Source organism: Pantoea sp. X-Soil-OKNW-713 (genome assembly GCF_059730685.1).
The window spans coordinates 3,683,237-3,703,673 of sequence record NZ_AP035995.1 but is presented as its reverse complement, the minus strand read 5'-3'; the positions used below and the strand labels follow the sequence as shown (position 1 = coordinate 3,703,673).

20 protein-coding genes are annotated in these 20,437 nt (G+C 55.7%); 9 read left to right on the top strand and 11 right to left on the bottom strand.

Annotated elements, in window-relative coordinates; translation table 11 throughout:
• Positions 1-35 precede the first annotated feature (35 nt).
• Positions 36-1,904, bottom strand: coding sequence for an amidohydrolase (locus AC6I8R_RS17260; protein ID WP_497832617.1), 1,869 nt, complete (start codon positions 1,902-1,904; stop codon positions 36-38).
• Positions 1,905-1,922: 18 nt separating this feature from the next.
• Positions 1,923-2,483, bottom strand: coding sequence for an antibiotic biosynthesis monooxygenase (locus AC6I8R_RS17255; protein WP_021183385.1), 561 nt, complete (start codon positions 2,481-2,483; stop codon positions 1,923-1,925).
• A gap of 122 nt (positions 2,484-2,605) precedes the next feature.
• Here AC6I8R_RS17255 and AC6I8R_RS17250 point away from each other — a divergent pair, with 122 nt between their 5' ends.
• Positions 2,606-3,514: a LysR family transcriptional regulator gene (locus AC6I8R_RS17250; protein ID WP_415174920.1), complete on the top strand. Its 909-nt coding sequence runs from the start codon at positions 2,606-2,608 to the stop codon at positions 3,512-3,514.
• A gap of 2 nt (positions 3,515-3,516) precedes the next feature.
• Here AC6I8R_RS17250 and AC6I8R_RS17245 read toward each other — a convergent pair whose 3' ends face one another.
• Positions 3,517-5,106, bottom strand: coding sequence for an MFS transporter (locus AC6I8R_RS17245; RefSeq protein ID WP_415174921.1), 1,590 nt, complete (start codon positions 5,104-5,106; stop codon positions 3,517-3,519).
• Positions 5,107-5,323: 217 nt separating this feature from the next.
• Between AC6I8R_RS17245 and AC6I8R_RS17240 the strand changes: the two genes are divergently transcribed.
• On the top strand, positions 5,324-6,145 hold the full coding sequence (locus AC6I8R_RS17240; RefSeq protein ID WP_415174922.1) for an alpha/beta fold hydrolase: 822 nt from the start codon (positions 5,324-5,326) through the stop codon (positions 6,143-6,145).
• A gap of 127 nt (positions 6,146-6,272) precedes the next feature.
• Here the strand turns inward: AC6I8R_RS17240 and treF are convergent, their stop codons facing one another.
• The 4 genes from treF to AC6I8R_RS17220 form a co-directional block, all read right to left on the bottom strand.
• On the bottom strand, positions 6,273-7,931 hold the full coding sequence (gene treF / locus AC6I8R_RS17235) for an alpha,alpha-trehalase TreF (protein ID WP_051337999.1): 1,659 nt from the start codon (positions 7,929-7,931) through the stop codon (positions 6,273-6,275).
• A 360-nt stretch (positions 7,932-8,291) separates the two neighbouring features.
• Positions 8,292-9,395: an NADH:flavin oxidoreductase/NADH oxidase gene (locus AC6I8R_RS17230; protein WP_415174923.1), complete on the bottom strand. Its 1,104-nt coding sequence runs from the start codon at positions 9,393-9,395 to the stop codon at positions 8,292-8,294.
• A gap of 18 nt (positions 9,396-9,413) precedes the next feature.
• Complete coding sequence (locus AC6I8R_RS17225) at positions 9,414-10,364, bottom strand: zinc-binding dehydrogenase (protein WP_497832616.1); 951 nt, start codon at positions 10,362-10,364, stop codon at positions 9,414-9,416.
• Entirely contained in the window at positions 10,357-10,857 is a 501-nt protein-coding gene (locus tag AC6I8R_RS17220; protein WP_013510426.1) for a lactoylglutathione lyase family protein, read from the bottom strand. The genes AC6I8R_RS17225 and AC6I8R_RS17220 overlap by 8 nt, the downstream gene beginning before the upstream one ends.
• Before the next feature lie 94 nt (positions 10,858-10,951).
• Here AC6I8R_RS17220 and AC6I8R_RS17215 point away from each other — a divergent pair, with 94 nt between their 5' ends.
• Positions 10,952-11,818, top strand: coding sequence for a LysR family transcriptional regulator (locus AC6I8R_RS17215; protein ID WP_497832615.1), 867 nt, complete (start codon positions 10,952-10,954; stop codon positions 11,816-11,818).
• 100 nt (positions 11,819-11,918) lie between these two features.
• Here the strand turns inward: AC6I8R_RS17215 and AC6I8R_RS17210 are convergent, their stop codons facing one another.
• Positions 11,919-12,773 (bottom strand): SDR family oxidoreductase, encoded by an 855-nt coding sequence (locus AC6I8R_RS17210; RefSeq protein ID WP_497832614.1) that lies wholly within the window; start codon positions 12,771-12,773, stop codon positions 11,919-11,921.
• Between the two features lie 101 nt (positions 12,774-12,874).
• Here AC6I8R_RS17210 and AC6I8R_RS17205 point away from each other — a divergent pair, with 101 nt between their 5' ends.
• Positions 12,875-13,246 (top strand): winged helix-turn-helix transcriptional regulator, encoded by a 372-nt coding sequence (locus AC6I8R_RS17205; RefSeq protein WP_021186363.1) that lies wholly within the window; start codon positions 12,875-12,877, stop codon positions 13,244-13,246.
• A gap of 76 nt (positions 13,247-13,322) precedes the next feature.
• Here the strand turns inward: AC6I8R_RS17205 and yghX are convergent, their stop codons facing one another.
• Positions 13,323-14,213 (bottom strand): YghX family hydrolase, encoded by an 891-nt coding sequence (gene yghX / locus AC6I8R_RS17200; protein ID WP_021186364.1) that lies wholly within the window; start codon positions 14,211-14,213, stop codon positions 13,323-13,325.
• A 458-nt stretch (positions 14,214-14,671) separates the two neighbouring features.
• On the opposite strand from yghX, the gene AC6I8R_RS17195 reads away from it, so the two are divergent.
• The 5 genes from AC6I8R_RS17195 (at position 14,672) to AC6I8R_RS17175 (ending at position 18,742) form a co-directional block, all read left to right on the top strand.
• Positions 14,672-16,084, top strand: coding sequence for a cytochrome ubiquinol oxidase subunit I (locus AC6I8R_RS17195; RefSeq protein WP_415173745.1), 1,413 nt, complete (start codon positions 14,672-14,674; stop codon positions 16,082-16,084).
• A complete protein-coding gene (gene cydB, locus AC6I8R_RS17190) occupies positions 16,085-17,089 on the top strand; it encodes a cytochrome d ubiquinol oxidase subunit II (RefSeq protein ID WP_021186366.1) in 1,005 nt (334 codons plus the stop codon). It abuts the gene before it with no gap.
• 1 nt (position 17,090) lies between these two features.
• Positions 17,091-17,237, top strand: a complete 147-nt coding sequence (locus AC6I8R_RS17185) for a DUF2474 domain-containing protein (RefSeq protein ID WP_021186367.1) — start codon at positions 17,091-17,093, stop codon at positions 17,235-17,237.
• Between the two features lie 251 nt (positions 17,238-17,488).
• Positions 17,489-18,355: a helix-turn-helix domain-containing protein gene (locus tag AC6I8R_RS17180; protein WP_021186368.1), complete on the top strand. Its 867-nt coding sequence runs from the start codon at positions 17,489-17,491 to the stop codon at positions 18,353-18,355.
• A gap of 177 nt (positions 18,356-18,532) precedes the next feature.
• Positions 18,533-18,742, top strand: coding sequence for a hypothetical protein (locus AC6I8R_RS17175; protein WP_021186369.1), 210 nt, complete (start codon positions 18,533-18,535; stop codon positions 18,740-18,742).
• Here the strand turns inward: AC6I8R_RS17175 and AC6I8R_RS17170 are convergent.
• A complete protein-coding gene (locus AC6I8R_RS17170) occupies positions 18,739-19,581 on the bottom strand; it encodes a metal ABC transporter permease (protein WP_497832613.1) in 843 nt (280 codons plus the stop codon). The two genes, AC6I8R_RS17175 and AC6I8R_RS17170, sit on opposite strands and share 4 nt — an antisense overlap.
• Positions 19,575-20,435, bottom strand: coding sequence for an iron/manganese ABC transporter permease subunit SitC (sitC, locus tag AC6I8R_RS17165; RefSeq protein WP_497832612.1), 861 nt, complete (start codon positions 20,433-20,435; stop codon positions 19,575-19,577). Before sitC ends, AC6I8R_RS17170 begins: the two co-directional genes overlap by 7 nt.
• Between the last annotated feature and the right edge of the window lie 2 nt (positions 20,436-20,437).

The window sequence follows — 20,437 nt, the reverse complement described above, 5'->3', positions numbered from 1 at the left end:
AATCGCGCTGCTACGTCTCAAAACAGCGCACCATCTTAAAACGCAAAGCAGGAACACCCCAGCGCGCCCCAGAAGGCATTGTTATCGGACACTGGCACCGATGACTGACGCGCAACATCATGCGCATGGCTGTGCACGCCACACGGGCCGCTGCATTGATGCACTTTCGGCATCATCGCGGCGCGACCCGTTGCCTGCGGTGGGGCGCTACGATAATGACCTGGCACCGTCACCACTGGCGACCACTCCGGCAACACCGGCACCGGCGGCGGTGCCAGCGGGGTAAAGCCACCTGCCGCATACACCACAGCGCCATCAACAAGGGTCAGCACGGATTCAATCCCCTTGATCTCCTCTTCTGCCACGCTGAAGAAATCTTTCGACAGCAGCACCAAATCTGCCAGTTGGCCGACTTTGATCTCTCCTTTAGCATTTTGTTCGCTGGAGAACCAGGCGCTGCCTTTGGTCCACAGCATCAGCGCGGTTTCGCGGTCGATGCGGGCGTTATCATCATACAGTTGCATTCCGCCGACGGTGCGGCCAGAAACCAGCCAGTAAAGCGCGGTCCACGGGTTGTAACTGGCAACACGCGTTGCATCCGTACCCAGACCCACCGGGACATCTGCATCCAGCATCCGCGCTACCGGCGGCGTCTGTTTTGCGGCTTGTTTGCCATAGCGATCGACAAAATATTCCCCCTGGAACGCCATGCGGTGCTGCACCGCGATACCGCCGCCCAATGCTTTGACGCGTTCGATATTGGCTTCGGTGATGGTTTCGGCGTGATCGAAGAACCAGTGCAGGCCGTTAAACGGAATGTCACGGTTAACTTTCTCAAACACATCCAGCATGCGACTGATCGATTCGTTGTAAGTGGCGTGCAAGCGAAACGGCCAGCGATGCTCCACCAGGTGGCGTACCACACGCTCCAGCTCATCTTCCATACCGGGCGCAAGGTCAGGGCGCGGTTCAAGGAAGTCTTCAAAATCTGCCGCCGAGAACACCAACATTTCTCCCGCACCGTTGTGCCGCAGGAAATTGGTGCCCTGGCCGGGTTTCAGCATATCGGTCCATTTTTCAAAATCTTCCAGCTCATGGCCGGGACGCTGGGTAAACAGGTTGTAAGCGATGCGCACCGTTAGCTGCTTTTGGGCGTGCAGCTCAGAAATCACATCATAATCATCCGGGTAGTTCTGGAAACCGCCACCGGCGTCGATGGCGCTGGTCAGACCGAGGCGATTCAGCTCGCGCATAAACTGACGGGTGGAGTTGACCTGCTGCTCCAGCGGCAATTTTGGCCCTTTCGCCAGCGTGGCGTACAGCAGCATGGCGTTGGGACGGGCAATCAACATCCCGGTCGGGTTGCCGTTGCTGTCGCGCTGGATTTCGCCGCCCGGCGGATTCGGCGTATCTTTGGTGTAACCCACCACCTTGAGCGCCGCACGATTCAGCAATGCACGATCATACAGGTGCAGAATAAACACCGGCGTATCCGGTGCTGCCGCATTGATTTCATCCAGCGTCGGCATGCGACGTTCGGCAAACTGGAATTCGCTCCAGCCACCCACCACGCGAACCCACTGTGGTGAGGGGGTGCGCAGTGCCTGCTCACGCAACATTCGTAGCGCATCCGCCAGTGACGGCACGCCTTCCCAGCGCAGTTCAAGATTGTAGTTCAGACCGCCGCGAATCAGGTGCAGGTGCGAGTCGTTCAGGCCGGGAATGCCGGTATGGCCTTTAGCATCAATAACTTGCGTGTCGCTACCGGCAAAGCGCATCACCTCGGCTTCGCTGCCTACGGCAAGGAATTTGCCATCTTTAATCGCCACAGCGGTTGCCAGCGGATTGGCGCGGTCAACGGTGTGGAATTTGCCGTTGGTCAAAATCAGTGAAGCGGTGGTCATGTTTCGTCTCCTGTCAGATTATGCTTTGCGGCCAATCAGCCATTGTTTCAACACGCGGGTCAGCAGTGGCATCCACAGGAAAACCACCAAAGCCACGACGCTGGCATTATCGAGAAAGTTCCCCCACAGCGTGCCGTGACTGACCGGCAACACCGTATTCCAGAACCAGGGGACCAGGTTGGCTGAGGGAAAAATCACCCCCAGCGTGAGTAAGTATTGTTTCCATTTGGCCGGTTTGACCTGGCCTTTTTGCGTCGGGGTAAACCAAAACGCGGCGCCGGGACGCACTTCAATATGTTCCGGTTGCGCCAGGATGGCCGGGAGTTCCTTGACCAGGTCCTGACGGGCCGGTGATTTCAGCCAGGCGTACAGCTCATCCATACCGACAAAACGAATCAGCACGGTGTAGGCGTTGTCGCCGTGGACCGGGCGCAGCACGTTCACTCCGAGGTGTCCCGGAAAGCTGGCTGCCTGCGGCATGATGGTTTCCAGCCACTTTTCATAGTCGGCCTGTTTTTCCGGCTGGATGCTGTGCGTGATCACCAGCGTGACGTGATGAGCCTGTTGTGGGTAATTCATGATGGATTCCTCGCTGGTGAAAGTGCTTGCGTCGTTGAGGAAAAAAATACGAAATGAGAGCGTTTATTGATAACGGATTGTTTTTGGGTTGTTGTTCAACAAATTTTGGGGAGGCGGTTGGAATGCGTTTAAACCTCGAGGCGCTGCTGATTCTGGATGCGCTCGATCGTCATGGCACCTTTGCCGCGGCGGCGGCACGGCTGTTTAAAACCGCGTCTGCACTCAGCTATACCGTGCAGAAGATGGAGAGCGATCTCAAAATCACGCTGCTGGATCGTTCCGGTCATCGTGCCACCTTTACGCCAACCGGGCGTCTGATGCTGGAAAAAGGCCGGACGCTGCTGCGTGCGGTGAATGAGCTGGAGCAGCAGGCGCGCTACGTGGAGAGCGGTTGGGAGAGCCAACTGGTGATCAGTGTAGACGCCTCGGTGCCGTTTAGCCTGCTGACGCCGCTGATTGATGAGTTTTACCAGCAGCATTCGCATACTCAGCTGCAATTCCGTCATGACGTGCTGGCGGGGTGCTGGGAAGCGCTGCATTACGGTGAAGCGGATATCGTGTTTGGTGCGGTGCAGGAACCGGCCACGCGTAAAGAGATTGGCTGTCAGCCGTTGGGTTGGCTGGAATACGTGTTTGCCGTTGCGCCGGAGCACCCGCTGGCGTCTGCACCGGAACCGTTGTTGCGCGAGCAAATTCGTCAGTATCGTGCGGTGACGGTGCATGATTCATCACGCCACGGCGCAGGGATGGATTTGCGCGTACTGGATGAACAGAAGACCCTCAGTGTGCACGATTTTCCGTCTAAGTTGCAGGCGCAGCTTGCCGGATTGGGCTGCGGTTACCTGCCGCGCTATCTGGCGGAGCCGCATTTGCGCAGTGGGGCGCTGGTAGAGCGTCAATTGGATAGCGAATGCCGACGCGATATGGCCTATCTGGCGTGGAACGAAAGCGCCAGCGGAAATGCCGCCAACTGGTGGCGTGAGCGCTTACTCACGCTACCGGGGCTGCACGACATCTACCTGCCAGCCTGAGATTAGATAGAGATATGGTGGCTGACCTGTGGCGGTTCGTCACCCTGATGATATTGCAGCACCGCCTGTTGCAGCGCCACATCGGCGCGTGAGACGCGCTGGTGTTGGCGCAGGTGCTCCTGCCATGACTCCACCAGGAACCACTCCAGCAGGGTGGTGGGGTCGTCGCTCTGCTCCATCAATCCCCAGGCATAGGCACCATCACGACGGCGTGCGGCGGCCAGTTTGCGCATGGCGCGTTTGAAATCGGCACGATCCTCCTGCGGAACCTGATAACGCACCTGAATCATTACCGGGCCACGATGACCATTCATTTCACCGCTTACCGTCGGGTCAGCCCAGTGCTGCGCCGGTTGCAGATCCGCCTCACCGGCAGGCAGCACCAGACGTTTCAGCAGCAGAGCGGTGATCAGCAACATGCCACCGGCCAGTAGCAGCGCCTGCGCCAGCCCGATATGCTGAGCAATCAACCCCCACGCCAGACTACCGCCTGCCAGCGTACCGTTGAATACCATCAGATAGACCGCCAGACCGCGTCCACGTACCCAGTCCGGCAGCACCGCCTGCGCCACCCCGTTCAGGGTAGTGAGGGCGATAATCCAGCCAACGCCGAGCAGTACCATCAACAGCAACGCCAGCCACTGTGCCGGGCTGATTGCCAGCGCCAGCATCACGCCCGCACTGAGCAGGGCGGAGAGCAGCAGCAGGCCATCATTACCCATGTGCTGGCGCAGACGTGGCAACAACAAGGCCCCGCCAATCGCCCCGACACCGACCGCGCCAAGCAGCAAACCGTAGAACCCGGCGGTGCCCTGCAACATGTTACGCGCCACCAGCGGCAGCAGCGCCCAGACGGCGCTGGCGAAGGCGAAATACAACGCGGCGCGCAGCAGCACGCGGTGTAAATCGCGGCTGGCGCGCACATAACGCAGCCCGGCACGGAAGGCACCGAAGAAGTGTTCGTTAAGTTCAGTTTTGGCCTTCGCCGGACGTTTCCAGTACAGCAGCGCGGCGACCACGAAGAAGTAACTGGCGACATCTGCGCCGTAGGCCGCCATCGCGCCGAAACTGGCCAGCAGCAAACCGCCGGTGGCCGGTCCGATAGCGCGCGCGATATTGATCCCCAGTGAGTTGAGCGCCACGGCGTTTTTCAATTCATGGCGTGGCACCAGTTCCGGCACAATCGCCTGCCACGCCGGACCAAACAGCGCCGCTCCGATGCCGCCGACGAAGGTCAGACCGATCAACCATTCGGTGGTCAGCCAGTTGTTGTGTGACAGTACCAGCAGGGTGCCGCTGACACTCGCCATCAATATCTGTACCGCAATCAGCAAACAGCGACGGTCAACGATATCGGACAACACACCAGCCGGCAGCGCCAGCAGAAACACTGGCAACGTGGCGGCGGTTTGCATCAGAGCGACGGCGGCAGGGTTATCCGACAGTCCGGTCACCAGCCAGGCGCTGGCGACATCCCGGATAAAGCTGCCGGTGTTGCCCAATACCGAGGCGGTCCAAATCAGGGCAAACAGCCCGTAGGCGAAGGGGGAAAAAGCGCTGCTGCGCAGGGCGTTGGTTGGGGGCTGGCTCATGGTCATTCTCCAATAAGGTTGCGATAACTGCACCTTACGAACCCTGGCCGATGGTTGATAGCGGAAAAAATCGGCCATCTTGTCCAGGCTTTTTTGACAGCTTAGAAGCGCAAAAAAGTTTGAACAAGTTGTCAAAATCTCTGCTTTAGGTTTTTCCGGCAGTGCAGGGTAGTTTGATTAGCGAGACACAACATTACTCACCTGACGGAGAAAAATTATGAGCACTTTCAAGACTAAAGACGGCGTGAACCTGTACTACAAAGATTGGGGCAAAGGCCAACCGGTACTGTTCAGCCACGGCTGGCCGCTGGATGCTGACATGTGGGACAGCCAGATGAATTTCCTGGCGGAACGTGGCTACCGGGTAATTGCCTTTGACCGCCGTGGCTTCGGTCGCTCCGAACAGCCGTGGGAAGGTTATGACTACGACACCTTTGCCGATGATATTCATGGCCTGATTGAGCATCTGCAACTCAGCGATGTCACCCTGGTGGGCTTCTCGATGGGTGGCGGCGATGTGTCGCGTTACATTGGCCGTTACGGCACCGCGAAGGTGAAAGGACTGGTGTTGCTGGGCGCAGTCACCCCCATTTTTGGTAAAACCAGCGATCACCCTGAAGGGGTGGAAAGTGCGGTATTTGATGGCATTAAAGCGGGATTACGTCAGGATCGTGCGCAATTTATTAAAGATTTCGCGGTTCCATTTTATGGCACCAATGCCGGACAGACGGTGTCGGATGGCGTGATGATCCAGACGCTGAATATCGCGTTACTGGCTTCGCTGAAAGGTACGCTGGATTGTGTCACGGCGTTTTCCGAGACTGATTTCCGTGCCGATATCGCCAAAGTGGATGTGCCGACGCTGGTAATCCACGGCAGCAATGACCAGATTGTCCCGTTTGAAGCCACCGGTAAGCTGGTGCATGAGATGATTAAAGGGTCTGAGCTGAAGGTGTATGAGAATGGTCCGCACGGCTTTGCGGTAACGCACCAGGATCAATTGAATGCGGATTTGTTGGCGTTTTTACAGCGCAACTAAAACCCGTGCGGTAAACCGCGTACCCAAACCCGCGCGATAAATCGCTAAAAACTTGCGCGATAAATCGCGCCGCTACGGATTTTGCACACATCGTGTAGCGGCGCGGTTTACCGCGCATTGTTAGATATCAATCCGCCAGTAAATGCCCGTACATCGCCAGCAGGCGACGGGTGACACCGTTAGTCCAGCCGAAGCCATCCTGTAACGGATACTCACCACCCCCACCCGGACGGGCGCGGTCGCCGCTGATGTCATACTTCTCCACCAACTTATGGTGCAGCGAATAGAAATTCTTCACCGTGGTCAGCCAGTTCACCGCAATCTCCGTGGCCAGCGTCTCTTCGCCGTAGTTATTTAACCCGACAATTGCCATCCATTGCAGCGGTGCCCAGCCATTGGGTTTGTCCCACTGCTCACCGCTTTCCACCATTGAGGTCACCAGCCCGCCCTGAGTTAACAGTAACTGACGCAATGCCACCGCCTGCAAATGTGCCTGCTCAGGCGTCGATAAGCCGAGGAACAGCGGCACCACCGCCGCCGCCGTGAAGGCACCAAAACGTTGGCGACGCCAGTCGTAATCGCGATACACCCCGGCGGTTTTATCCCACAGATAACGATGAATCGCACGCTTACGCACTTCGGCCTTTTTCTGCCATGCCAGAGCGGTCAGCTCCTCGCCTTTGGCGTGCGACAAGGTGGAGATCATCAACTCCAGTTTGTAGAGAAACGCGTTCAGATCGACCGGGATGAACTGTGTGGTGCGAATGCTCGCCAGGCGGTGGGGATCGCGCAGCCAGCGGGAGGAGTAATCCCAGCCGGAAGCCGCTCCGGCACGCAAATCGCGGTAAACCTCATTGGCCGGACGACTTGATTTGCTGGCGGTTTCCACATCTTCAATCCAGGATTCATCACGCGGCGTGTCGCGGTCGTCCCAGTAGCGATTCAGCAACGAACCATCAGGCATACGCACCACATGGCGGTAGGCCTGATCGGGCATCAGCGATCCGGCACCGTCCATCCAGAACTGATACTCCTTCATCAGATGGTCGAGATAACGTTTCGCGCCGCGAATCCCGTCTTCTTCAAACAGCTCAACCATCAACGCAAACACAGGCGGTTGCGAGCGGCTGAGATAATAGGTGCGGTTGCCGTTGGGCACATGGCCATAGTTATCAATCAGCCAGGCGAAGTTATCCGCCATATCGCGCAGTAAGTCGTCGCGCCCACTCTCCGCCAGACCAAGCATGGTGAAGTAAGAATCCCAGTAGTAGGTCTCACCAAAGCGTCCCCCCGGCACCACATAAGGTTTCGGCAGTGGCAACAGCGACGAGTGCGGCATATGTTGTTGCGGCATTTTAGTTAACACCGGCCACAGCTCATCAATATGTTCTGTCAGGGTTTTATCCGGGTTCGATACATAAAAACTTTCATGGTGCTGCGGCAGATAAAAATGATCATGCACGAACTTAGTGAGATCGAATTGGGCAGAACGTTTCCGGCGGCGATAGTGGATTAAAATATCCAGCGGATCATATTTCGGCGCACAATCGGGAAAGGTTTTGCTGTCGGCAAATATCCGCGACATTTGTACATGCTCGAAAAGCTCCAGATAACGATCGGCAGGCGTCAGCGCATCCGGGGCGGGCAGACCTTCAATCAGCTCCGGCTCCGGCTCCGAATCCTCCATGCCTTCAAGAATTAGCTCGTGAGGATCGTATTGATACTCCAGTTCAGCATCAGTACGTTTTTCCTCGAACGCATTATTTTGCTGTTGGTTAGTATTAATAGCGGCCTCCTGGAAACTCCGGTTTATACAAAGTGCAAATTATAGATCTCTCAACCCTCAGGGCAACAATGCGAAATATCTATGAACGTAATAAATCATGTCGATTGATCGGCTATTTTTGCGATTTTTCAGCGATAACAATGCTCTATATTTCAGGAAATGAAAACAGCATTTGAAATGAAGCTATAAATAAGCAGGCAGAATTATCTGTAAATAAGAAAAACGCCATTGGCGGGCAAAATCTGGCGGGAAATATTGATCAATTGATGGCAAACGCAGCGGCAACCCGTAGCGGCGCGATGTATCGCGCGTCTTTTAAAACATACGCGATAAATCGCGCCGCTACGGAAAGTGTAAAACTTAACCTTCACTGACCCTATAGCGCTCCAGCCAGTGGGCATACGGTGCCGGTAGCACCCACGACGGCTCGCTTTTACCCAGCGCCAGCGCAGCATGATACGGCCAGTGCGGGTTTTTCAGGTGCGCACGACCTACCATCACCAGGTCCAGTTGACCTTGTTCAATGGTGGCGTTGGCGATGTGCGGCGTATCAATACCCCAGGCGGAGGCAACCGGAATGTCAGCCTCACGGCGCACACGCTCGGCGATCGGGGCCATAAACGGGCTGCCCCAGGGAATATTGGCATCCGGGGTAGAGAAGCCCATGCTGACGCTCAACAGATCCATGCCGTTGCTGCGCCAGTATTTGGTCAGGGTGATGGCTTCCTGCATTGTCTCTTCGTCGCGGCCATCAAACTCCAGCACACCAAAACGTGCGGTCAGCGGCAGGTTTTCTGGCCACACTTCACGAACCGCATCAAAGGTTTCACGCAGGAAACGACTGCGGCCAAAGGCATCGCCGCCATATTCGTCAGTGCGCTGATTGGCGTGTACCGAGAAGAAACTCTGCGCCAGATAGCCGTGGGCGAAGTGCAACTCCAGCCATTCGAAACCAGCGTCACGCGCACGTTTGGCGGCACTGACGAAATCATCGCGCACGCGTTTGATGTCAGCCAGCGTCATGGCTTTTGGCACGCGCGGCAGGTTGTTACCAAAGGCGATGGCCGATGGGGAGAGTGTTTCCCAGCCGTTGGCGTCGCTTTCCGCGATATGATCGTCACCTTCCCACGGCTTATTGGCGCTGGCTTTACGTCCGGCATGACCAATCTGGATGCCGGGCACCGCGCCTGCGGCTTTAATTTCCCGCGCGATACGTGCCAGTTTTTCGGCCTGGGTATCGTTCCATATCCCCAAACAGGCCGGGGTGATGCGGCCTTCTGGTGATACTGCGGTGGCTTCAACAATCACCAGACCGGCTCCGCCGCGCGCCTGGCTACTGTAATGAACGTAGTGCCACTCGTTGCTCAGACCATCAATGGCGCTGTACTGGCACATTGGTGGAATCGCGATACGGTTACGCAGCGTCACGTCTTTCAGCGTGAACGGAGAAAATAACCCTGACATAACAACCTCTTAATATGGTTAAAGCAAAATAATCTGTTTGCCGCTGAAGTTACGATGCTGTAACGCCTGCAACTGTGCAGGGAGCTGGTCGTAAGGAAAATGCAGCAGTAACTCGCTGTGTAAGATTCCCTGCGTGATTTGCGCCAGCATACGTTCACCTTGTTGCGTCAACGTATGCCACTGCTGCGCGTCACCATGCAGATGCAACGCGCCCAGCGCCACTTCGTGTAGCGACAACGCGCGCCCAAACGCCGTGCAGGGCCACTGCTCAACCCGGCCCTGAATACAGACCAGATGGCCGTTTGCCAGTAACAGATCGGCCAGACTGGCGGCATGTTCCGGGCTGATGGCGTCAATCACGGCATAGAAACGTGTGGCATTCTGCCGGGGATCGTTGAGCGTGTGCTTCGCACCCAGTGCTTGCAGACGTGAAAAGTGACGTTCGCTGCTTTGCGTTGTCACTTCAAATCCGCGAGCCTGCGCCAGTTGCACCAGAAAATGCCCGACGGAACCACCGGCACCGGCAATCAACAGCGGGGCACCCGGTTGTGCAGGCACTTTCTCAATCGCCTGCCAGGCGGTAAGGGCCGGGCAGGGGAAGGCGGCAGCGGTGGCAAAATCGATGGCGTCCGGGACGCGCATCAACACCTGAGCGGCGATCGGGGTGAATTCAGCAAAACTGCCAGGACGTTGCAGGCTTTGGTGATAAGCCACGCGCGTACCAAGCCAGCGTTGATCGACCTCCGGGCCAATCGCCACCACGGTACCTGCGCCATCCACGCCGGGCACTTTGCCGATTTGGCTGTCGAGCACCTTCCAGTCCACCGGATTGAGGCCAATCGCTGCGTTCTGTACCAGTACATCGCCGGGTGCTAAAGGGGCAGTCGTCAGATAACGATCCTGTAAATCATTCGGCGTGTTGCCGCCTTGCCATACCCAGCCGCGCCAGTCGTCAGGCAGGTTAAACATAGGCACCTGCTGAGTAGGTCAGCTCGTAGCTGTGGCTGTAGATCTCAATGATGTTGCCGAACGGATCTTCCATATACACCATGCGGTACGGCTTCTCGCCGGGGAAATATTCACGCACCGGCATACGTTGTTTGCCGCCAGCGGCGACGATTTTCGCTGCCAGACCTTCAACATCCGGGTCCTGGACGCAGAAATGGAACACGCCGGTTTTCCAGTATTCGAAGTTGTTCTCTGGTTTTTCCGCCGCTTTAAATTCGAAGATTTCTACCCCAACGCGGTCGCCCGTGGAGAGATGCGCGATGCGGAATTTCTCCCAGCCACCGCCAAATACGTCACTGCACATCACGCCAATCGCGGAATCATCTTCCTGAATTTCGGTCGGCGGCATAATCAGATACCAGCCCATCACTTCGGTATAAAACTTGACGGCCGCGTCGAGGTCGGTGACCGACAGGCCGATATGGGAAAAGGTACGCGGGTAAGGAGCAGTCATCTGCGTTCTCCATTTGTCGAAAAGATCTACAGGCTACTGCGCAACAGGTATAATGAAAACAGTGATTCAGTTATGGGTTTTATAAAATTTCATTATGTTCAATCCACAGTGGTTAAAATCATTCGCCATGCTGGCGGAATTAGGGAGTTTTACTGACAGCGCGGATCGGCTGGGGATTACCCAGGCGGCGGTAAGTCAGCACATCCGCCATCTGGAGCAGCAACTGGGGCCGTTGATCCTGCGCAGCAAACGCCCGCTGGAGCTGACACCCGCCGGACTGGCGCTGCTGGACTATTGTCAGGAAGTGGATCGCGCTCAGCGTCATCTGACGCTGCGTTTAAGCGAAGAGGATCTGACCTGTGGCGAAGTCAGCCTGATTTCACCGGGCAGCATCGGTCTGCGCCTCTACCCGTTGCTGCTGGAACTTCAGCAACAGTACCCGGATCTCAGTATTCGGCACCGTTTTGCACCGGATAGTGAGGTGATAGATGCGGTGCTGCATAACCGCTACGAAATGGGGCTGGTGACGCAAAAGCCGGATGATAAACGGCTGGTGGCGGAGAAATTCGCCGAGGAGCCGCTGGAGTTGGTGGTGCCCGCCGGGGTGAAGATCCATAGCTGGGCGGATCTGGAAACGCTGGGTTATATCGACCATCCTGATGGTCAGGCGATGGCGACGCGTTTGCTAAGCCGCCGTTTTCCTGGCAATCCGGGAGTACGGAATTTGCCGCAGCGAGGTTTCAGTAATCAGATCAGTTTGATCCTTGAACCGGTGGCGCTTGGGTTGGGGTTTGCGGTGATCCCACAATCGGCGCGGCTGGCGTTTGCCCGTCAGGATGCGATTCAGGTAGAGCGTTGCGGCGTGTCGCTGGTGGATACCATCTGGTTGATCCATCGCGCCGAATGGCCGCTATCGGGACGTGCGCAGCAGGCACTGCGCTGGCTGGAGGGTAAGGTGTGATGGCCCTCTCCCGCAAGCGGAAGCGGGGATGCATTGGCATATTGCACATCTCCTTCTCCCGCTTGCGGGAGAAGGCCGGGATGAGGGCAACAGCCAGCACCTATTTCGCTAACGCAGCCTTGATGACTTCCGCGTAAGCGGTGGTCGGACGCCCAATCAGCGTGCTCAGGGTTTTGCTGTTATCAAACAATCCACCCTGTGCAGCACCGGCATCTGAATCCGCCAGCATCTCTGCCAGGCCGTCCGGCAAGCCCGCACCTTTCAGCGCTGCGGCGAAGTCAGCCTGCGGCAGGTTGACATAATCCACCTTCTCGCCGGACTGCTTAGCAATTTCTGCCGCGAATGCTGCCAGGGTATAGCTGTCGTCACCCGCCAGCTCATAGATTTTACCCGCCTGATCGTCACGGCTGATCACTTCCGCTGCCGCTGCCGCGTAGTCAGCACGCGCGGCTGAGGCGATGCGGCCTTCACCTACCGAACCGATAAATGCATGATGCGCCAGTGCCGGTGGGATGCTGGCAGCATAGTTTTCGGTGTACCAGCCGTTGCGCAGCAGCGCGAACGGAATGCCGGAAGCCTTGAGCTGCGCTTCGGTGGCTCTGTGCTCGACACCAAGACCCAGCGGCGTGGTATCCGCATGCAGCAGGCTGGTATAGGCAATAAAACCCACGCCAGCCGCTTTGGCTGCGTCAATCACCGCTTTGTGCTGTGCTTCTCGCTGTCCCACTTCGCTTGAGGAAATCAGCAACAGTTTGTCGACACCGGCAAAGGCCGTTTTCAGCGTCTCTGGCTGGCTGTAATCCGCAGTACGCAGCGTCACGCCCAGCGCAGCCAGATCGGCAGCCTTCTCTGGCGAGCGAACGGCGGCAATCACTTCACTGGCCGGGACTTTTTTCAGTAACGCGTCAATCACTAAACGGCCAAGCTGACCGGTGGCACCTGTAATCGCAATCATGTTGTTCTCCTTCAGTTTGAACTGGTATGCCATCAGGTTAGGAGATAAACTAACTTTTAGTAAGTACTTACAGATTTGTTAGTTTGAAGAGATGACATTAAATGTCTGAAAACCTGAGTGAAAAATTTAGTCGCGGTGAGTTGCTTAACGTGAATTGCCCGTCGCGTGAGGTGTTGAAACGCATTACCAGCCGCTGGAGCGTGCTGGTGCTGCTGGCGCTACGTGAGGAAACCCTGCGTTTTAGCGAACTGCGACGCAGGATTGGTGGTGTCAGCGAACGCATGCTGGCACAGACGCTGCGCTATATGGAAGAAGATGGCTTTGTGCAACGCATTGCCTATGACGTGGTGCCGCCGCATGTGGAGTATCACCTCACGGAACTCGGACGTGAGGTGGAAGGACAGGTGATTGGTCTGGCTGACTGGCTGGAAAGCAACCTGCACCGGATTCTGGATGTGCGTGACAATGTCTGATGAGCGTAGCGGCGCGATTTATCGCGCGGTTCCGTACGTGGTGCCAGAAAAATCCGCGCGATAAATCGCAAATGGGTTAACCGTGCAAATATTTTTCAAACCATCCTAATGTGCGGCTCCACGCCAGCTCGGCTGCCGCTTTGTCGTAACGCGGTGTCGAATCATTATGGAAACCGTGGTTCACGCCGGGATAAATGTACGCCTCATACACTTTATGATTGGCTTTCAACGCGGCTTCATAAGCCGGCCAACCCTCATTGATACCTTTATCCAGCTCGGCGTAATGCAGCAGCAGCGGAGCCTGAATGCGCGGGACATCCTCCGCCTTCGGCTGGCGGCCATAAAACGGCACCGCGCAGGCCAGTTCCGGGAAGGCCACGGCGGCGGCGTTGGCGACCCCGCCGCCATAACAAAAACCGGTGATGCCGACTTTGCCGGTGCCCGCTTCGTGGTGCATCAGAAAATCTACCGCCGCGAAGAAATCATTCATCAGCTTGACCGGATCGATCTTCGCCTGCATCGCTTTGCCTTCTTCATCGTTGCCCGGATAGCCCCCCACTGAACTCAGGCCATCAGGGGCCAGCGCGATATAGCCCGCTTTTGCCACGCGTCGTGCCACGTCTTCGATATAGGGGTTCAGGCCGCGGTTCTCATGCACCACCACCACCGCAGGCACTTTGCCACTGGTTTTCGCCGGACGCACCAGATAACCGCGCACTTCGCCGTGGCCTTGTGGCGATGGATAATGGATGTATTCGGGGACAATGTCGGGATCGGTAAATTCTACCTGCTGCGCCAGCGCATAGTTCGGGCTCATCGCGCTGAGCAGCGCCGCGCCCGTCATCCCGGCGATGGTGAACTTCGCGGCCAGCGCGATGAACTCGCGTTTGCTGATTTTGCCGTGGGCGTAGTAGTCGTAAAGCTCCAGCAGTTCCTGCGGAAAATCCTGTGCGGTAAGACGTGTCATAACCTCTCCTTCGCTGATTAACCAGATGGTATTGCCGCTCTAACAAAGCACAGCTTTTAACATCTGGCAAATCGCATGCCGCAGAGGGTTAACTGCATGGACGTGAATAGACGGTTTATTTTTGACGTTTTAATTAGCGGCGAGCAGATCAGCAGCGGGTGAATTTGTACCAGAAATTAACTAATTCCCTCGTTTCGATAAATAATAAATAAAACAACACCTTCACCATGAATAAAAATATTTGTCTTTAATTCAGTTGGATAGCGTTTTTGTAACGCAATGATCATAATCAAAAAATACTGTTATAGTTTTATCAATCCTCACTGTTTATTTTTGTTCGAATCACTTCCTTTTACAGTGAACCGCCTTTTCTTTAGCGGCCACTAAATAAATGCGTGGCGCTTTGTTTGTTAATTATAAGTAAAAACCTGGTGCAATATGCGGCAAAGAGGTAAGCAATGTTCGGATTAGATGCTTTTCACCTGGCAAGGATACAGTTCGCGTTTACTGTCTCCTTTCATATCATTTTCCCGGCCATCACCATCGGTCTCGCCAGCTTTTTGGCGGTGCTGGAAGGTCTGTGGCTGAAAACCCGTAACGAAACCTATCGCGATCTCTACCATTTCTGGTCCAAAGTCTTTGCCGTCAACTTCGGTATGGGCGTGGTTTCTGGCCTGGTGATGGCGTATCAGTTTGGTACTAACTGGAGCGGCTTTTCACAGTTTGCGGGGAGCATCACCGGCCCGTTGCTGACCTATGAAGTCTTGACCGCCTTCTTCCTTGAAGCCGGTTTTCTCGGTGTGATGCTGTTCGGCTGGAACCGTGTTGGCCCGGGCCTGCACTTCTTTGCCACCTGCATGGTGGCGCTGGGCACCATCATCTCTACCTTCTGGATTCTGGCGTCCAACAGTTGGATGCATACCCCACAGGGTTACATCATTGAGAACGGTATTGTGGTGCCGCAGGATTGGTTGAAAATCGTTTTCAACCCCTCGTTCCCGTATCGTTTGCTGCATATGTCGACAGCAGCGTTCCTCGCCAGCGCCTTTTTTGTCGGGGCATCAGCGGCATGGCATCTGTTGAAAGGGAATGACAACCCGGCCATTCGCAAGATGTTTTCTATGGCGCTGTGGATGGCGCTGATCGTTTCGCCGATTCAGGCGATGATCGGTGACGCGCACGGTCTGAACACCCTTGAACATCAGCCAGCGAAAATCGCGGCGATTGAAGGGCACTGGGAAAATCCGCCAGGTGAAGCCACTCCGTTGATTCTGTTCGGTATCCCGGATATGGAGCAGGAGCGCACCAAATACGCGCTGGAAATCCCTTATCTCGGCAGCCTGATTCTGACCCACAGCCTCGATAAACAGGTTCCGGCACTGAAGTCGTTCCCGAAAGAAGATCGGCCAAATTCCACCGTGGTGTTCTGGTCGTTCCGCGTGATGGTGGCGCTGGGCTTGCTGATGATCACCCTCGGCGTGGTCAGCCTGTGGCTACGTTTCAAAGGCCGCCTGTATCAGTCGCGCCCATTCCTGTGGTTTGCGCTGCTAATGGGACCCTCGGGACTGCTGGCGATTCTGGCGGGCTGGTTCACCACAGAAATTGGCCGTCAGCCGTGGGTGGTGTACGGCGTGCAGCGCACCATTGATGCGGTTTCCGCCCACGGTGACCTGCATATGAGCATCAGCCTGTTGGCGTTTATCCTCGTGTACAGCTCTGTATTCGGTGTGGGCTATGTCTACATGATGCGTCTGATAAAGCAGGGGCCGAAAGTCGGTGAAGGTCACGATGTGAATCCGGGTGGTCCGGGTCAGAGCAACACCCCGGCACGTCCACTGTCTGCCGTATCTCATCAGGAAGGAGAACGCTAAATGATCGATTTTTCAATTATCTGGTTTGCGATCATCGTCTTCGCCATCCTGATGTATATCGTGATGGATGGCTTTGATCTCGGTATCGGTTTGCTGTTCCCGTTCAATAAAGATGCGGTTGAACGCGACATGATGGTCAATACCGTGGCCCCGGTCTGGGACGGCAACGAAACCTGGTTGATCCTCGGCGGTGCCGGGCTGTACGGGGCGTTCCCGCTGGCCTACTCAGTGATTGCCGACGCGTTAACCATCCCGCTGACGGTGATGCTGATTGGCCTGATTTTCCGTGGCGTGGCGTTCGAATTCCGCTTCAAAGCAACCGAATCACACCGTCCTTTCTGGGACAAAGCCTTTATCGGCGGTTCGATTCTCGCCACCTTCAGCCAGGGTGTCTCTGTCGGTGCCATCATCAACGGCTTTCCGGTCAGTGGCCGTACCTTCGCGGGTGGCCCCCTGGACTGGCTGGCACCGTTCCCGCTGTTCTGCGGTGTTGGTCTGGTGGTGGCGTATGCGTTGCTCGGCTGTACTTGGCTGATTATGAAAACCGAGCACGACCTGCATCGTAAGATGTCAGCGCTGGCAACGCCGCTGGTAATCGCCTTGCTGGTGATTGTCGGCATTATTAGCCTGTGGACGCCGTTCAGCCATCAAGCCATTGCACAACGCTGGTTCAGCCTGCCAAATCTGTTCTGGTTCCTGCCGGTTCCGGTGTTGGTGCTGGTGTGTGCGTGGGGCATTGTGCGGGGCATCAAACGCGAAGCACACTACAGTCCGTTCCTGCTGACGTTGCTGCTTATTTTCCTCGGCTTTTCCGGCCTGGGGATAAGCGTGTGGCCCTATATCATTCCGCCTTCCATCACCTTGTGGCAGGCAGCATCTCCGGCGATCAGCCAGGCATTTATGCTGGTGGGGGGGCTGCTGATTATCCCGGTGATCCTGATGTATACCTTCTGGAGCTACTACGTGTTCCGGGGAAAAGTGAAAGCCAACGAAGGATATCATTGATATGTCAGGACACACTGAAGTGAAAGCACCACTGTGGAAGCGGGTGATGTGGCTGGTGATTATTTACGCTGCAAGCGTGCTGGCACTCGGTGTGGTGGCATCGCTGTTTCGTATGATGATGACGGCTGCGGGGATGCGCTCGCATTGATTAAAAACGTAGTGGCGTGATTTATCGCGCGTTTTTTTCTGACATCGCGCACGAAATTGCGCGAGAAATCGCGCCACTACGTGATCTGCGTCAGTATTCATTGCTGGTGAAAATATTAGCGAACTAAGCAATTAATGCTTTTCCCGTTGCGCTTTCTTTACCCTTCCTTACATTAGCAATACATTTTTGTTATATTTGTGTGACCGAATACGCAATTCTGCGTCTCCATTTCCTTTCGATCATCACAGAAAATGCTCAGCCTGACTCTGAAAAAACAGTACATCAACGATTTGGTGGACTGGATTGAAGCGAACCTGACCGACGAACTCAACATCGATCTGATTAGCCTGAAATCCGGTTATTCCAAATGGCACATGCAGCGCATGTTCAAAGAAATGACCGGACAAACGCTGGCGTCGTACACCCGCAAGCGTCGTCTGACCATGTCAGCGATGGCGCTGCGCCTGACGCGTATGCCGTTGATTGATATCGCCGTGCGTTTTGGTTTTGATAACCAACAGAATTTCACCCGCGTGTTCAAAAACCATTTCTCGCTGACCCCGGGTGCATATCGCCGCATTCCGGAACTTCAGTTAAAGGATTTCCACAGTCGCATCCCCACGCAGCATCGCTGGGTTGACGTGCGGCTGGCGGAGAAGCCCGAGTTGCGCCTGTGCGGTGAAGTGATTGAATGGGAATGTCGTTTTGGGGAGTACATCCACGATCATGGTGATGTGGTCGCCCAACACGCGCGCGATTTCGTGGCTTTTGCCGGACAGCATGTGAACAAAGGCTGGCTCGGTTTTCAGTTCAGTCCGGGGGAAGGCTCCGCCGACCAGCAACATATCAGCCTGTTTCAGGCGCTGGAAAGCCAGCATGGCGATGTGCTGCCGGGTAATGCGGTGAACTGGACCGGTGAAAGTGGTTTGTATGCGGAAATTGACTGGCAGGGTACGCCGGAGCAGATCAACGCCTTTACCGCCGATATGTACTATATCCATCTACCGGCGTTGGGCGTTGCCCGTCGTGAGGGCAAGGATCTGCTACGTCTTGATCTGAAAAACAGCACCCCGGATCTGTTAACTGGCACCTTCTTCATTCCGGTTAGTGCCGGATAATGCATAATTCGTGCGGTGAACTGTGATAAACCGCACGATTTTATAAAATACTTCCCATAACCGGCGTAAAATTCTCCATCGAAACCTGATCCCCCGCGTAAAACCCTGACGCCCCCGAATCAGGCTGAATAATCACCTGCATTCCTGGTCCAGCCCGGACCACTAAAGAGAAGAAAAATGATGCGACTTTTACCGTTGTTCCTTGTGACAGCGCTGACCGCGTTTTCGGCTATTGCCGGCGCTCAGCTCTCTGAACCATTCTCACCGCCAGCCGGTTTGCATCCGCACCAGAGCTGCCAACAGCATGAGATTTCCGGTGATAACCCGTTACCGCAAAATAATGGTGGCATGCTGGAGTGTGGTCATAACGACGCGCTGCAAAACTAAGTTTGCAGCGTCTGACGTTCAGCCCGCCGCGCCAGCAAGCTGGCACGGATAAACGCGACGATAAACACCGCGGAAAATAACACCACGATGGTGGGCGCAGGTGCGCTATCCAGATAAAACGACAGATACACCCCGCTAAGCGAAACCAGCACCGCCACCGTCACTGCCGCCATCAGCGCGTGTGAAAAGCGTTGCGTCAGCAGCAAGGCAATTGCCCCCGGCGCAATCAGCAACGACACCGACAAAATAATGCCCACCGCCTTCATGGTGGCGACGATGGTCAGCGCGACCATGCACAGCAGGCCGTAATGTAACCAGCCGGTACGCAAGCCGCTGGCCTGTGCCTGTTGTTGATCGAAGCAGAACAACAAAAAATCCCGCCACTTCACCGCCATGATTAGCAAAATCACCGCTGTGATAAGCGTGGTTTGCACCATGTCGCTGAGGGTGATGCCCAACATATCGCCGAACAGGATATGATCCAGATGGACTTCCGGTTTGGTGGCGATATACAGAATCAACCCGACCGCGAACATCCCGGAAAACACAATGCCCATCACCGTATCCTGCTTGATGCGGCTGTTGTCCTTCAGGTAGCCGCTGGCGACAGCGCAAAATACGCCGGCAACAAAAGCGCCCAGCGCCAGTGGCAGACCGAGTATCCACGCCAGCACAATCCCCGGAAACACCGCATGACTCATGGCATCGCCCATCAAGGCCCAGCCTTTCAGCACCAGAAACACGGATAACAACGCGCAGGGAATTGCCACCACCAGCGCAATCAACAATGCCTGATTCATAAAGGCAAACTGGAAAGGTTCCAGCAGCAGCGTCAGCATGGGATATCCTCCTGATGCGTGCGGGCGCGGCGGCGTTGCGCCAGCAGCCCCTGCTGCGGAGCAAAGACAAATGCCAACAAAAACAACAGCGTTTGCGCCACTACGATGATGCCGCCGGTGGCACCGTCAAGATAATAGCTGGCCCAGGCACCAAGAAAACTGGTGGCGCTGCCGATAGCCACGGCGATAGCCAGCAGGCGCGGGAAGCGATCGGTCAACAGCCAGGCGGTAGCCCCCGGCGTCACCACCAGGCAGATCACCAGAAATGCGCCGACAGTTTGTAGCGCTGCCACGGTGGAAAGCGCCAGCAGGGTGAAAAACAGCAGCTTCAACCGTTGTGGATTGAGGCCGATGGCGCGCGCATGGTTCTCATCAAAAAAGGTCACCAGCAGATCTTTCCATTTGAAAAACAGCACGCAAATGGAGACTGCGCCAATCAGCGTCAGTTGCAGGATATCGGCAGGAGCGATGGCGAGAATGTTACCTAATACAATGGTTTGGATATTCACCGCGGTCGGATTTAGCGACACCATAAACAGCCCGAGGCCGAAAAACGAGGAGAAAATCAGACCGATAATCGCGTCCTCTTTTAAGCGAGTACGCTGGTTGAGAAACAACATGCTGCCCGCGGCCAATCCTCCCGAGAGAAAGGCACCGAGGGCGAAGGGTAAACCGAGCATATATGCGCCTGCCACGCCGGGCACAATCGAGTGCGACAGCGCATCGCCAATCAGCGACCAACCTTTCAGCATCAGGTAGCAGGAGAGAAAAGCGCATATCCCGCCGACCAGTGCCGATACCCACATGGCGTTCAGCATGTATTGGTAGGTAAAGGGTTCCATCAGCCATTGCATAG